The sequence below is a fragment of the Bradyrhizobium sp. Pha-3 genome, assembly GCF_042258615.1.
Lineage (GTDB): Bacteria > Pseudomonadota > Alphaproteobacteria > Rhizobiales > Xanthobacteraceae > Bradyrhizobium.
Genome location: NZ_CP170152.1, coordinates 2,467,728 through 2,481,486 on the forward strand (window position 1 = coordinate 2,467,728; position 13,759 = coordinate 2,481,486).

Sequence of the window (13,759 nt, forward strand, 5' to 3'; positions counted from 1 at the left end):
CCGGATCATATTACCCCGGATAGGGCCGTTCCGGACTGTTCCATATAAATCAGTTGCCTGTGGCGAGAAAGCACAGGCGAAAACGCAAGTGATTTGCGCCGGCTAGAGCATTTTCAACCGAAGCCTGTCCCGCACTTGATGCGGGATGGACGCCGGTTCGCGTGAAGAAAACGCGTCCAAACAAGAAGCCCTACACGCTGCCGACGGTCTTCAGCCGGGCCCGGGGATGGATCTCGGCCTGCGACAAAACGGTGGTCTGCGAGCGGAACCGTTCCACCAGCGAGCGAACGAACGGCCGGATCGCGGCCGAGGTCACCAGCACCGGCGCCTCGCCCTCGCGCGCCGCCTGCTCGAAGGCGTTGCGCACCGCGGTCATGAATTCCGACAGCTTGGAGGGTTGCATCGCCAGGCTGCGGTCGTCGCCGGTGCCGACGATCGACTCGGCAAACGCCTGTTCCCAGCGCGCCGACAGCGCGATCAGCGGCAGATAGCCGTTCGGCGAGGTGTTCTGGGCGCAGATCTGCCGCGCCAGCCGGGCACGGACATGCTCGACCATGGTGGCGGGATTGCGCGAGAACGCCAGCGCGTCGGCGATGCCCTCGAGGATGGTGGAAAGGTCGCGGATCGAAATCCGCTCGGCGAGCAGCAATTGCAGCACGCGCTGGATGCCCGACACCGTGACCTGGCTCGGCACGATGTCCTTGATCAGCTCGCCCTGCTCCTTCGGCAGGTCCTTCAAGAGCTTCTGCACCTCGCCATAGGACAGCAAGTCCGCCATGTTGGTCTTGAGCAACTCGGTCAGGTGCGTCGACAGCACGGTCGCAGCGTCGACCACGGTGTAGCCCTTCAGCGCAGCCTCTTCCTTCAGACCGGCATCGACCCAGGTCGCCGGCAGGCCGAAGGTCGGTTCGATGGTGTGGATGCCCGGCAGCTGCACCTGGCTGCCGGCGGGATCCATGACCATGAACTGGCTCGGCCAGATCTTGCCGGTGCCGGCGTCGACTTCCTTGATCTTGATGGCGTAGCTGTTGGCCTCGAGCTGCACATTGTCGAGGATACGCACCGCCGGCATCACGAAGCCCATCTCGATCGCGAGCGAACGTCGCAGCGCCTTGATCTGCTCGGTGAGGCGGTCGGTGCCGTCGGGACCGTTGACCAGCGGCAGCAGTGCGTAGCCGAGCTCGATCTTGAGGTCGTCGATCTTCAACGCGGCGGCGATCGGCTCTTCCGCGGCCGCAGCGGCGGCGGCCGCGGCTGCAGCCGGGGCGGCAGCGGCGGCGGCCTCGGCGGCGTTGGCGACCCGCTTCTTCTTGCGCGCGTTCCAGGCCAGCGCCGCGGCGCCGGAGCCCAGCGCCAGGAACGGCAGCGTCGGAATGCCCGGCAACAGCGCCAGCACCAGCATGACGCCGGCCGACATGCCGAGCGCCTGCGGATAGCCGGAGAGCTGGCGCATCAGCGCCTTGTCGGCGGCGCCGGTGATGCCGGCCTTGGAGACCAGGAGGCCGGCTGCGGTCGAGACGATCAGCGCCGGCACCTGGGTGACGAGACCGTCGCCGACCGTCAGCACCGTGTAGGTGCGGGCGGCTTCACCGAAGGAGAGGCCCTGCTGGGCAACGCCGATAATGATGCCGCCGACGATGTTGATGCCGACGATCAAAAGTCCGGCGATGGCGTCGCCGCGGACGAACTTCGAGGCGCCGTCCATTGCGCCGAAGAAGCCGCTCTCGTCTTCCAGCGCCTTGCGACGCTCCTTGGCGGCCTTCTCGTCGATCAGACCGGCGGAGAGGTCGGCGTCGATCGCCATCTGCTTGCCGGGCATCGAGTCCAATTGGAAGCGCGCCGCGACTTCGGCGATACGGCCCGAACCCTTGGTGATGACCACGAAGTTCACGATCACCAGGATCGCGAACACGATGATGCCGATCACGAAGTTGCCGCCCATCACGAAGTTGCCGAACGCCTCGATGACGTGGCCAGCGGCGGCCGTGCCCTCGTGGCCGTGGCTCAGGATCAGCCGGGTCGAGGCCATGTTCAGCGACAGCCGCATCATGGTCGAGATCAGCAGGATGGTCGGAAACGACGAGAATTCCAGCGGCGCCTGGATGAACAGCGAGGTCATCAGGATCAGGATCGAGATCGTGATCGAGACCGCCAAAAAGAGGTCGAGCACGATCGAGGGCAGCGGCAGGATCAGCACCACCAGGATGGTGAGAACGCCGAGCGCCAGCGCGAGATCGCCGCGCTTGAGGATGTCGCCGATCTCGCCGAGACCAGGCAATCCGCTCTTGCCTGCCGTGCCCTGACCCGCCGTGACGTCGACCATGGTAGCCGCTCTCCCCCGCGACTGGCGGCTGCGGCCGCCAAGCGTCTGCGCGACGGCCGCAGGGCCGCCGTTCCGAAAGTGAGGCACCGCGCTGGCGTCCACGGGGATCTCCACCCGTCATACGCGTTCGACGACACTCGACTTCACTCGGCAATTCTTGCCGGGTGTATGGTTAGCAAAGGGTTAATAAGTGCGTTTTGCGGGGGGGGGCGCGGGTCGTCGCAGGCGCCGGGCATGGGGATTCCAGGGCGGGGTGGGCGGGTTGGAGCGCCCGGAGCCGGTTCGCTGCCTCTATCTGAGCGCGCCGAGCACGACGCCCGATGCGGCGATGAGGCCGAGCGTGATGACGCTGGCGCGCCACAGCAATTGGTGCCGGGCGGCACGCTGGTCATGGAAGGCCAGCCAGTCGCGAACGAAGCCCGCGGGAATGTCGAACACCACGGCAGGCTCGTCGCGATGGTGCGTCTCATGCTCGCAGTACATCGTGCGGACCGTCGGTACGCCCAGCCGCTCGAGCTCGCAATGCCACTCCCAGGCATGCTTGCCGTTGGTCCAGCGATTCTCGAAAGGGATCACGTGTGATTCCATGACGAGCCTCCTGGCCCCGCCTTGAACCTGACGTGGCAATTCTAGCTCAATGTCCGGACCGGCGCGAGATCGGTGTCAGCTGCCCGACACCGATCATGGCGGCGTCAATCGGCTGATAGCATCCATTTGCGCCAATGCGTCGGCTGGATGTCGAGATGCTTGCTGCCGGCGTGGTCGACCCATTCGGCGCCGTCCCGGTGGCACGGGAACATCAGCGCGTGGACCATGCCGTCATAGTCGAGGACACAGACCTCGAGCTCCCTGTTCGACGGCGCTGACGCAACGGGTAACCACTCTGCTGACGACGAATGCATGACGATCCTCCGACAGTGTTCGCTTCGATCCTTTACCTTGCGAGCTGCGCGCCATCCGGGCGCGATGATAGGTCCGGATGGCGAGCCGCCAATGTGAACCAGCTCGCATTGTAGCAGTTTTTCTCATCAGCATGGATCACGGTTCGACGGACGATATTCCCGCTCGATCGGTCCGCTGCGATCGCTGCAGTGCACGATGCGGATTGAACTTTCGCGGCCCGGCCTCCGACCAAACGCCAGCAACGTAACTCAGCCGCCAGAGGCATCGATGTCGAACCGGGCAGGTCGAACCATGACAGCAGGCATTGCTGCCGCGATCGCGCTGCTGGCGGCGCCGGCGTCCGCCGTGACGCTGCCGGACGACCGGGCCTGGATGATCCGCATGATCGCCTGCAAGGGTAATGGCGTCCTGATGGAGGTTTTCCTGCCGCAATCCGTCGTCTTCGCGCCACATGGCGGCATGGCCGCGGGCAAGACGGCGGACGGCTACTACACGCTCGATCTGACCGAGCTCAACAAGGGCAAGGATCTCGAGCCGGTGCATGTGACGATGAGCGCGGACAAGAAGTCCGTCACCGTCGACCAGTACACGCGCGGCTTGCCGCCGACCCGCATACCGGTCGGCGGCGGCACCGTGGATTTCGATCAGCGCTTCGGCATCGGCGCGAAGTGCGGCCCGTTCCAGGCGCAGGATCCCAACTACGGCAATTGAGGCGCCTCACGCGCCGGTGAAAGCGCTGCGTCCCCTTGCTGACGCATGCCTAATCTCTCGGCATGTGGCTTGACCCGGAGGCAAATGCCGACGAAGTTCCGCGTGCCGTGGTAATTTCTTCTGAATTTTCCCCTGAAGCCGCAGTGTTTATTCCCGACTCGCGCCGGGCATGGCTGCGCCTTGCCATAGCCGTGGTGATCGGCTCGCTCGGCAGCGTCGGCATGTGGTCGGTCGTGGTGGCGTTGCCGGCGGTGCAGACCGACTTCGGCGCGACCCGCGGAACGGCCTCGCTCGCCTTCACGATGGTGATGCTCGGTTTCGGCGTCGGCCAGGTCGTGACCGGCAAGATCAGCGACCGCTACGGTATCGTCGCTGCAATCGGCGCCGGGATCGGCATTCTCGGTCTCGGCTATATCTGCGCCGGCTACGCGCCGTCGATCTGGGCCTTCATCCTGCTGCATTTCGCGATCGGCCTGTCGTCGGCCGCGACCTTCGGTCCCCTGATGGCGGAGGCCTCGCACTGGTTCGAGCGCTACCGCGGCCTCGCGGTCGCGATCGCCGCCAGCGGCAATTATGTCGGCGGCACGGTGTGGCCGCCGCTGGTCAATTTTGGCATGCAGAGCATCGGCTGGCGCACCACTCATATTGCGATCGGCATCTTCACCGCGATCGCAATGGCGCTCGCGCTCGTGGTGCTGCGTCTGTTGATGGGGGCGGCGACCCGGCGCAGCCATGTCAACGCCGCGCCGCCGCGGGTCGACATGCGGCTCTCCACCAACGCGCTGACCGCGATCCTGTCGCTCGCGTCGATCTCCTGCTGCGTGGCGATGTCGATGCCGCAGGTTCACATCGTCGCCTATTGCGGCGATCTCGGTTACGGCGTGGCGCGCGGCGCCGAGATGCTCTCGCTGATGCTGGGCTTCGGCATCATCAGCCGGATCGGCTCCGGCTTCCTCGCCGACAGGATCGGCGGCATCCGCACGCTGCTGATCGGCGCGATCGCGCAGGGAGCGGCGCTGCTGTTCTACCTGTTCTTCGACAGCCTGACCTCGCTCTACATCATCTCGGCGATGTTCGGCCTGTTCCAGGGCGGCATCGTGCCGAGCTACGCCATCATCGTGCGCGAGGCGATGCCGGCCTCCGAGGCTGCAACCCGGATCGGCATCGTGATCTTCGCCTCGGTGTTCGGCATGTCGTTCGGCGGCTGGATCTCGGGCGTGATCTTCGACGCCACCGGTTCCTATGCCGCGGCCTTCGCCAACGGCCTGGCCTGGAACCTGCTCAATGTCAGCATCATCCTGCTGCTCCTGATGCGGTCGCGACAGCGGGCTGGCGATAGCATGATCCGGACTGCGGGTTCGGCAACTTCCTAAAGATCGACCGAGATCCTCGCGATCGCCTTTTCCAGGCGGCTCTTGATGGAATCCATCTTGCCGGTCAGTTGCTGCAGCTCCCGCAGATCGAGGTCGGCATAGACGAACTCGTTCAACTCTTTGCGTTGCGCGGACAGGTTCGCCATTTGCTTCTTGGCGTGCTCGGTCAGCGACAGGTTCACGACCCGGGCATCCTCGGTCGAGCTCTTGCGGCGCAGAAGGTTCTTCTATCCGTGCGATCACACCGCCTGACCGGCCTTCAGCAATGAGCAGCCGGTGATCTTCAGACTGCCGTCGGCCTGCCGCTCCAGCGTGTAGAGCGCCTCCCACGCCTCGCCATTTGTGTCGACGATCTGAACGCGCTGCGCGATCCGGTCGCCTTCGCTGCGGGCCTCGCCGAACTCGAAGCTCCTGTGGCGATAGACCGGCGCGTATTGATTCTGCACCATCGACATGAAGATATCGGCCTGCGGAAAGATCTGCCGGATCGCGGGTGCGGCATAGGAATAGGCCGCCGCGGCGTCGTCGCGGCCGAACGCCTGCTCCTGGGCGCGGATCACGCCTTGCGCCGCGGCGACGTCATCGGCCATGGCCGGCGAGGCGATGGCGAACAGAATGGCGGCAATGAGGGCGATCGCGCGCATCGGAAGGCTCCCTGGTCGATCCTCGAGCTTACGCGGCAGATCCGGCGTGGTTTCGCGCGCGATCGATTCCCGTCGAAAAATTGATCTGCCGCAACGCTTCCTCCGGCCGGCGCACTAACCTTGTTTTGCCAATCTTGGAGGACCGCCATGACCCTGGATACCATTCTCGTCGTCATCGCCGTGACCATGATGTTCGCGACGGTCGCGTTCGTGATCGCCTATGGCGACCACCAGACCCGCAACTTGTGATGGCGCAGCCGTCCGGCCGCGCAGCTACCTGATCGAGCCCTTGAAATTGTCGATGTCGGGCGAGGGGCGGGCTGGAAACAGCCGCGCGGTCGAGGAATTGTCGAGCCGGCGCTTGCATTTTGCCTCGTCGGCGCTGTCTTCGGTGCCGTCCTTCCCAGTGCGCTTCCTGGCGAAGGCATCGTCCCGCCGGTTGACGATCAGCATCGCGTGGTCGCGCTCGAGCGTATCCGGATTCTTGCGCTGCTCGTCGGAGCGGAACGCGCCGCCGGTGATCTTGCCCGTCATCTCGTAGTCGCAGCCGGCCTTCCAGTCGCCTTGGTCCCACTTCCATCCCGTCGCCTTCAGCGTGCCGTTGCCGTCGGTGGTGACCTTGAGGATGGCGTTATGGGCAAGCCAGACGCCGGCAAGCCCGCTGCGCTTGTCGTCAAAGCCTTCGAGCAGCGCCAGGCGTTCGCGCTGCAAGCCGTTGACGTGATCGCGCGCATCGACGGTGAAGTGGACCTGCGAGCTCTGCTTGTTCCAGGCCGGATGCAGGAACTCCGGGAATTGTTCGGTCTGGCTTTTCACCCAGTTGCGCTGGTCGTCGATCAGCGCGCGCCGCGTCGCCTCGTCGAGCCGCGGCTGCAGCGCCTTCCAGGCGCGGTTCAGCCGCTGGTCGTTGTCGGCCAGATCAGGATCGGCGCAGATTTCCTCGTCGGTCGCGGTCTCGGGCCTGGTGCAGTCGAAGGTCGGCGCGACGAACGCGGTGTCGGCCTTGTCGGATGCCGCATCCTTGCCGGCGGCAAAATAGCTGCCGGTGACCTGCCACATCGACGAGCAGTCGTTGAGCCCGTCAAACTCCTCGTCATCGATGGTGCCGACGATCCGCAAGGTCTCGCCCTGGCGGCGGAGTTTGATTGACGGCGGCTTGGCGGGAGCGGCCGCTGTGTCCGTTTTCGGCTTGTCGGCCGCTGTCTCCGCCTCGATCACCACCGGGCCGGAGAGCCAGCCGGTCCCCGAAGGCTTCAGATCGGCGGTCAGCTTGCAGGTTCGCCTGCGATCGCCGCCATAGTCGCCGCGCAGATCGGCGGCGAGGCGATAGGCGCCGCCCTCAGTCGGCGTCAGCGTGAGGTAGCCGAAGGCATTGACCCAGTGGCCCGCGATGCCGGGACGGCCGGATGCCAGTCCGTCAAGCGCGGCCGCGCGGCGGCGCAAGGCCGCGGCAAAACCCGCCTTCAGCTCATCCGCGTCGGTATCGGCGAGCACCTCCGCGGCGTCGATGAGCATCTCGTTGAACCAGGCCTGGTCGCGCTTCAACAGCGGCCTGACGTTCGCCGGCAGCTTGGGAAGCGCCGCGTCGAATGCCTTGTCGATCTGCGCCACCAGTCTGTCGGTGCCGGCCTTCCTGCAGTCCGCGGTCTTGATCCGGTTATCGCCGCCATCGCCGCACAGGCTGATCGCGGTCGGCGCGCTGCTCGATGCGCGCAGGAAATCGTCCATCGCAGCCGACGCGCCGGGCGCAAGGACCGAGATCGCGGCCGCGGCGGCCGCAAGCCGTGGGAAGCAAGCCATCGACGTCACCCGCAAGGCCGCGACATGCGGCCCTTGCGGCTTGGGTCGCGCACCGCCTGCGCCGGGTTCAAAATGTCGGCGGCGTGCAGGCCGAAATCACCTCGCACGGCTTGGCGCCGATGCAGCGGAAGCGGTGCGGGCGGCGGCTTTCGAAGTAATAGGCGTCGCCGGCGTTGAGCACCCGCCGCTCGTCGTCGACCGTGACCTCGAGCCGGCCCGAGACCACGATGCCGCCTTCCTCGCCTTCATGCACCAGCGGCACCCGGCCGGTGTCGCTGCCGGGCTCGTAGCGCTCTTTCAGGATCTGCAACGCGCGTCCGAACAGGCTGTCGCCGATCTGGAGGTAGGAGATCGGCTTCTTGCCGATCTCGGTCAGTTCGTCGGCGCGGTAGAACGCCTTGCGCGGCCGCTCCGGCTCGATTGCGAAGAATTCCGCAAGCCCCATCGGAATGCCGTCGAGGATGCGCTTGAGCGCGCCGACCGACGGGTTCATCTGGTTGGATTCGATCAGCGAAATCGTCGAATTGGTCACGCCGGAGCGCTTGGCGAGCTCGCGCTGCGACAGCTTGTGCCGCGCGCGGATGAATCGAAGCCGACCGCCGATGTCGACGCTCATGAACAGATCCCTGTTGCAGGTGTTGCGGATCGAACAAATAGTCGCAGACCGCCTCAACAAGATCAATGGCTTGCGCTGCGACAGAAAAGGACTTGTTGAGTACCGTGAAGAGTGGTCCGACTACGCATCCCCAGCCCATGGAGTGCACCGTGACCGTTCATCAGATTCCGAACACCATCAAGACCGATTCGTTCTGGATGCCCTTCACGGCCAACCGGCAGTTCAAGAAAGCGCCGCGGCTGTTCTCCTCCGCCAAGGGCATGTACTACACCTCGGTCGACGGCCGGCAGGTAATCGACGGCTCCGCCGGCCTCTGGTGCGTCAACGCCGGTCATGGCCGCCCGCAGATTGCGGCCGCCGTCGAGCGCCAGCTGTCCACGCTGGACTTCGCGCCTTCCTTCAACATGGGCCACCCGCTGGCGTTCGATTTCGCCGAGCGCCTCGCCGAGATCGCCCCGAAGGGGCTGGATCGGATCTTCTTCACCAATTCGGGTTCTGAATCGGTCGATACCGCGCTGAAGATCGCGCTGGCCTATCATCGCGCCGCCGGCCAGCCGACCCGCACCCGTTTGATCGGCCGCGAGCGCGGCTATCATGGCGTCGGCTTCGGCGGCATGTCGGTCGGCGGCATGGTCGCCAACCGCCGCCAGTTCGCGACCCATCTGCCGGGTGTCGACCACATCCGTCATACCCATGATCTCGCCCGCAACGCCTTCGCCAAGGACCAGCCGGATCATGGCGCCGAACTCGCCGACGACGTCGAGCGGATGGTCGCGCTGCATGGCGCAGACACCATCGCGGCCGTGATCGTCGAGCCGGTGCCCGGTTCGACCGCAGTGCTGCCGGCGCCGAAGGGCTATCTGCAGCGCCTGCGCGAGCTCTGCACCAAGCACGGCATCCTGTTGATCTTCGACGAGGTCATCACCGGCTTCGGTCGCCTCGGCACGCCGTTCGCCGCCAATTTCTACGGCGTGACGCCCGACATGATGACGACCGCCAAGGGCATCACCAACGGCACGGTGCCGTGCGGCGCGGTGTTCGCCAGCCGCCAGGTCCATGACGGGCTGATGGTCGGCCCGGACAACGCCATGGAACTGTTCCACGGCTACACCTATTCGGCGCACCCGGTGGCCTGCGCGGCAGGTCTTGCCACGCTCGACATCTACAAGGACGAGGGTCTGTTGACCCGCGGTGCCTCGCTCTCCGATTACTGGCGCGATGGCCTGCATTCGCTGAAGGGCCTGCCGAACGTCGTCGACATCCGCAACCAGGGCCTGATGGGCGCGGTCGAGCTCTCGCCGCGTGACGGCGTCGTCGGTGCGCGCGGCTACGACGTCATGGTCGATTGCTTCAATCGCGGCCTGTACTTCCGCATGAGCGGCGACTCGCTGGCGCTGTCGCCGCCCCTGATCGTCGAGAAGTCGCATATCGACGACATCGTCTCGATCCTCGGCGACGCCATCAAGCGCGTGGCCTGATAATTGCAAAGCGTTTTCGAGCGAAGTGGAAACCGGTTCGCGTGAAGAAAACGCGGCGAACTAGAAGCTAGAGCTCGTTCCGATTGGATCGGAACGAGCTCTAGCTAAATTATAGCTAGCTCTACAAATTGCTGTCGCCGTTGCGAAGCAGAGTGATTTCGCAGCGGCGATTGCGTTTTCGCTGCAGGATGTGAGGAAAAGTGAAGGTCCTTGTTCTCGGCAGTGGCGTGATCGGCGTCACCTCCGCCTATTACCTTGCGCGTGCCGGCCATGAGGTGACCGTGATCGACCGCCAGCCGAAGCCTGCGCTCGAAACCTCGTTTGCCAATGCCGGCGAGGTGTCGCCGGGCTATTCGTCGCCCTGGGCCGGCCCCGGCGTGCCGGTGAAGGCGGTGAAGTGGCTGCTGATGAAGCACGGCCCGCTGGTGATCCGACCGAAGCTCGATCCCGTGATGTGGCTCTGGCTTCTGAAGATGCTGCGCAACTGCACCACGTCGCGCTACGCGGTGAACAAGAGCCGGATGATTCCGATCGCGGAATACAGCCGCGACTGCCTGGAGGCGCTGCGCAGCGAGATCGGCATCCGCTACGACGAGCGCGCGCGCGGCACGCTGCAGCTGTTTCGCGAGCAGGGCCAGCTCGATCACACCGGCGATGACATCGCGGTGTTGAAGCAATACGGTGTGCCGTTCGAGGTGCTCGACCGCGACGGCTGCATCAAGGCCGAGCCCGCGCTGGCCGGCGTGAAGCAGAAATTCGCCGGCGGGCTGCGGTTGCCGCATGACGAGACCGGCGACTGCCACATGTTCACGCAGGCGCTGGCGCTGGAGGCCGAGAAGATCGGCGTGCGCTTCAATTTCAATGTCGGCATCGACGGCTTGAACGCGGATGCCACCCGCATCACCGGCGTTGCGACCAGCGCCGGCATGATGCAGGCCGACGCCTACGTGCTGGCGCTGGGCAGCTACTCGCCGCATCTGGTGCGGCCGCTCGGCATCTCGCTCCCGGTCTATCCGGTGAAGGGCTATTCGATCACGGTGCCGATCAAGGACGCCGCCGGCGCGCCGGAATCGACCGTGATGGACGAGAGCTACAAGGTCGCGATCACCCGGCTCGGCGATCGCATCCGGGTCGGCGGCACCGCTGAGATCTCTGGCTACTCGACCAAGCTCTATGACGCGCGCCGCGCGACGCTGGATCACTCGCTGACCGATCTGTTTCCGCGCGGCGGCGACCTTCCCAAGGCCACCTTCTGGTGCGGCCTGCGCCCGATGACGCCGGACGGCCCACCGGTGATCGGCGCGACGCGCTTTGCCAATCTGCACCTCAACACCGGCCACGGCACGCTCGGCTGGACCATGGCCTGCGGCTCGGGCCGGGTGCTGGCGGACATGATCTCCGGCAAGAAGCCCGAGATCGACACCAAGGAGCTGTCGATCAAGCGCTACGATCACCGCTTCGGGTGAAAGCGAGCGGGCTATTCGTAGCCCGCACGCCGGATCAACGGCGGCAGTGCGAACAGGCCGAACGCGACCATGCCGACTGCGACGGCGGCGAAATTCCAGGTGACATCAGCCTTCAACGCGATCACCGCGTAGCCTCCGGCGACGGCGATCGCGGCCCTGAGCAATGCGGCGAGCACCGACGCCTCCATTCGCCGGGTCGCCTGGCCGGCACAGTAGAGCACGTAGCCGAGCCCGAAGAATCCGAAGAACGGTCCGACACGGTGCAGGTACTCCGCGCCGATCTGCAGCACGGCCGGGTCCTGGCTGAACAGTCCGATCCAGGCTTCGGGGAAGGCCGCCGCAGCCAGCCCGATCAGCTCAGTGAGCGTGCAGGCCATCGCAATCCCGATCCACGACGTCTTCAGCGCGCGGTCGATCCGGCCGGCGCCGAGATTGGCGCTGATGATAATGCCGACCGGCCCGCCGATGCCGTAGGCGAGCGGCACCAGCAGAAACTCAAGCCGCGAGCCCGCGCCGTAGCCGGCCAGCGCCTCCACGCCGCCGATCGCGACATAGGCGGTGACGATGGCAAGCGTCAGATTGGTGGTGGCTGACACGATGGCCGACATGCCTCCGACGCGAAGGATCGCCAGCATTGGCGCAAGCGAGAGCGCCGGGATGCGAAACGATGGCTTGAGCGCGCCGAACCGACCCCAGAGATAGATGGCGTAGGCCAGCGTTCCGAAGGTGTAGTACACCAGCATCGCGACGGCGCCGCCCGCGGGGCCGAGGCCCTGATGGCCGAAGGCGCCGAAGATCAGCGCCGGCGACAGCGGCAGCAGGATCAACGCGCCGCTGCACACCACGATCACAGGGACCAGCAGATTGCCGGTACCGCGCACCACGGCCAGCAGCAGATTGAACAGCCAGATCGGGATCGCGCCGGCAAAAATGATGCTGGAGTAGGACAGCGCGATCGCAAGCGCGTTGCCCGAGATGCCCATCGTGCCGTAGAGCTGCGAGCCCAACGTCAGCATCACGACCGATGTCGCGAGGCCAAGCAGGACGCCGAGCGCCACGGCGTACCAGGCGTAGTCGCTGGCGTCGCCGATCCGGCCGGTGCCGAGCGCACGCGCGACTGTCGTGACGAAGCCGCCGCCGATCGCACCCTGCGCGATCGCTACCACGAGCGACACCAGCGGAAACACCGGCGCGACGCCGGCCAGCGCATCGACGCCGGTGCGCGAGACGAAATAGACCTCCAGCAAGCCGATCAGGATCTGCACGGTCATGACGGTGGCGTTGGGCAGCGCAAGCCGCAGGATCAGCGGCGCGATCGGCTGCTCCAGCAGCATGCGGGTGCGCGGATCGAGGTCGGCGGCCGCGGCGCGCGACGGTGGGCTTGCGTGACGATGCGGGCAACGCGCGTTGGCCGGTGCTCCGGTTCGGCGCAATAGGGCAGCGGCAGAGGACATCGCGGGTGCTCCAGGGTGCTCGGTCTCGGCACCTGCTCAACTAGTCCCGCCGCGGCGACGGGGCGAACGATATGATTTGACAGCACTTGTTAGCGTTCCTAACAATTGCCGGATGGCCCCGTTGCCGCCGTTGGAGACCCTGCGCGTATTCGAGGTGGCTTGCCGTCACGGCAGCTACTCGGAAGCGGCGCGCGAGCTGCATGTGACGCACAGTGCGGTGAGCCAGCGCATCCGGCAGCTCGAAGAGGAGCTCGGCCTCACGCTGTTCGAGCGGCAGGGCAACAAGATGGTGCCGACGCCGGCCGGGCTTCGGCTGCAGGCCGGCGTCAAGGGCGCCTTCTCGGAATTGAACGCGGCGCTCGGCAGCCTTCATACGCGTCGCGCCGACGCCGAGCTGACCGTGAGCCTGTTGCCGGTGATGGCTGCGCGCTGGCTGGTTCCGCGGCTGTCGCGCTTCACGGCCCGCTATCCCACCATCAACCTGCACATCAAGACCGGTCAGGCGCTGGCCAATTTCAAATCCGACGGCGTCGACATCGCGATCCGGTTCGGCACCGGCGACTGGAAGGGGCTTCGTGCCATCAAGCTGTTTGGTGAAGAGTTTTTCCCGGTGTGTAGCCCGAGCCTCAACGGCGGCCGGTTGCCGAGGGACCCGGTGGCGATGCTGTCGGAGCCGCTCCTGATCGATCGCAATCTGTCATGGCGCGCCTGGTTCAAGTCGGCGGGCCTGAAGCTCGATCGCGATATCGTCGGTACGTCCTTCACCGATACCAACGCGCTGATGGAGGCGGCCGTAACCGGGCAGGGCATTGCGCTCGGGCGCCTCTCGATCACACGATCGGACATGCTGGCGGGTAAACTGGTGCGCCTGTCCGACCACAGTCTGCGCGTGGCCTATTGCCACTATGCGGTCTATCCGACGTCCTCGGAGTCCAATCCCGCGCTGGTCGCCTTCCGGGACTGGCTGGTGGCGGAGGCACAACGCGGTTGA

General features: G+C 65.7%; 13 protein-coding genes. 5 read left to right on the forward strand and 8 right to left on the reverse strand.

The window, feature by feature from the left end:
• Positions 1–190: 190 nt before the first annotated feature.
• From flhA to ACE10Z_RS11575, 3 genes are all read right to left on the reverse strand, one after another.
• On the reverse strand, positions 191–2,323 hold the full coding sequence (flhA, locus tag ACE10Z_RS11565; RefSeq protein WP_375788028.1) for a flagellar biosynthesis protein FlhA: 2,133 nt from the start codon (positions 2,321–2,323) through the stop codon (positions 191–193).
• 291 nt (positions 2,324–2,614) lie between these two features.
• Positions 2,615–2,911, reverse strand: a complete 297-nt coding sequence (locus ACE10Z_RS11570) for a hypothetical protein (protein ID WP_375788029.1) — start codon at positions 2,909–2,911, stop codon at positions 2,615–2,617.
• Between the two features lie 104 nt (positions 2,912–3,015).
• Positions 3,016–3,225, reverse strand: coding sequence for a hypothetical protein (locus ACE10Z_RS11575; RefSeq protein ID WP_375788030.1), 210 nt, complete (start codon positions 3,223–3,225; stop codon positions 3,016–3,018).
• A gap of 292 nt (positions 3,226–3,517) precedes the next feature.
• Here ACE10Z_RS11575 and ACE10Z_RS11580 point away from each other — a divergent pair, with 292 nt between their 5' ends.
• Both ACE10Z_RS11580 and ACE10Z_RS11585 read left to right on the forward strand, forming a co-directional pair.
• Positions 3,518–3,937: a hypothetical protein gene (locus tag ACE10Z_RS11580; RefSeq protein WP_375788031.1), complete on the forward strand. Its 420-nt coding sequence runs from the start codon at positions 3,518–3,520 to the stop codon at positions 3,935–3,937.
• A gap of 143 nt (positions 3,938–4,080) precedes the next feature.
• The gene (locus tag ACE10Z_RS11585) at positions 4,081–5,310 is read left to right on the forward strand and encodes an MFS transporter (RefSeq protein ID WP_375788032.1); all 1,230 of its coding nucleotides are present in this window, start codon (positions 4,081–4,083) and stop codon (positions 5,308–5,310) included.
• Here ACE10Z_RS11585 and ACE10Z_RS11590 read toward each other — a convergent pair.
• From ACE10Z_RS11590 to ACE10Z_RS11605, 4 genes are all read right to left on the reverse strand, one after another.
• A complete protein-coding gene (locus ACE10Z_RS11590; protein WP_375788033.1) occupies positions 5,307–5,492 on the reverse strand; it encodes a hypothetical protein in 186 nt (61 codons plus the stop codon). The two genes, ACE10Z_RS11585 and ACE10Z_RS11590, sit on opposite strands and share 4 nt — an antisense overlap.
• Before the next feature lie 57 nt (positions 5,493–5,549).
• Positions 5,550–5,954, reverse strand: coding sequence for a DUF4864 domain-containing protein (locus ACE10Z_RS11595; protein WP_375788034.1), 405 nt, complete (start codon positions 5,952–5,954; stop codon positions 5,550–5,552).
• Positions 5,955–6,227: 273 nt separating this feature from the next.
• Positions 6,228–7,754, reverse strand: coding sequence for a lysozyme inhibitor LprI family protein (locus tag ACE10Z_RS11600; protein WP_375788035.1), 1,527 nt, complete (start codon positions 7,752–7,754; stop codon positions 6,228–6,230).
• A gap of 67 nt (positions 7,755–7,821) precedes the next feature.
• Positions 7,822–8,370, reverse strand: coding sequence for a cupin domain-containing protein (locus tag ACE10Z_RS11605; protein ID WP_018273259.1), 549 nt, complete (start codon positions 8,368–8,370; stop codon positions 7,822–7,824).
• A 137-nt stretch (positions 8,371–8,507) separates the two neighbouring features.
• Between ACE10Z_RS11605 and ACE10Z_RS11610 the strand changes: the two genes are divergently transcribed.
• Together ACE10Z_RS11610 and ACE10Z_RS11615 are read left to right on the forward strand one after the other, a co-directional pair.
• Positions 8,508–9,848 (forward strand): aspartate aminotransferase family protein, encoded by a 1,341-nt coding sequence (locus ACE10Z_RS11610; protein ID WP_375789809.1) that lies wholly within the window; start codon positions 8,508–8,510, stop codon positions 9,846–9,848.
• A gap of 200 nt (positions 9,849–10,048) precedes the next feature.
• Positions 10,049–11,314 carry a D-amino acid dehydrogenase gene (locus ACE10Z_RS11615; RefSeq protein WP_375788036.1) on the forward strand — a complete coding sequence of 422 codons (1,266 nt, stop codon included), beginning with the start codon at positions 10,049–10,051 and terminating at the stop codon, positions 11,312–11,314.
• Between the two features lie 11 nt (positions 11,315–11,325).
• Here ACE10Z_RS11615 and ACE10Z_RS11620 read toward each other — a convergent pair whose 3' ends face one another.
• Positions 11,326–12,768 carry an MATE family efflux transporter gene (locus ACE10Z_RS11620; RefSeq protein WP_375788037.1) on the reverse strand — a complete coding sequence of 481 codons (1,443 nt, stop codon included), beginning with the start codon at positions 12,766–12,768 and terminating at the stop codon, positions 11,326–11,328.
• Between the two features lie 121 nt (positions 12,769–12,889).
• On the opposite strand from ACE10Z_RS11620, the gene gcvA reads away from it, so the two are divergent.
• The gene (gene gcvA / locus ACE10Z_RS11625) at positions 12,890–13,759 is read left to right on the forward strand and encodes a transcriptional regulator GcvA (protein WP_375788038.1); all 870 of its coding nucleotides are present in this window, start codon (positions 12,890–12,892) and stop codon (positions 13,757–13,759) included.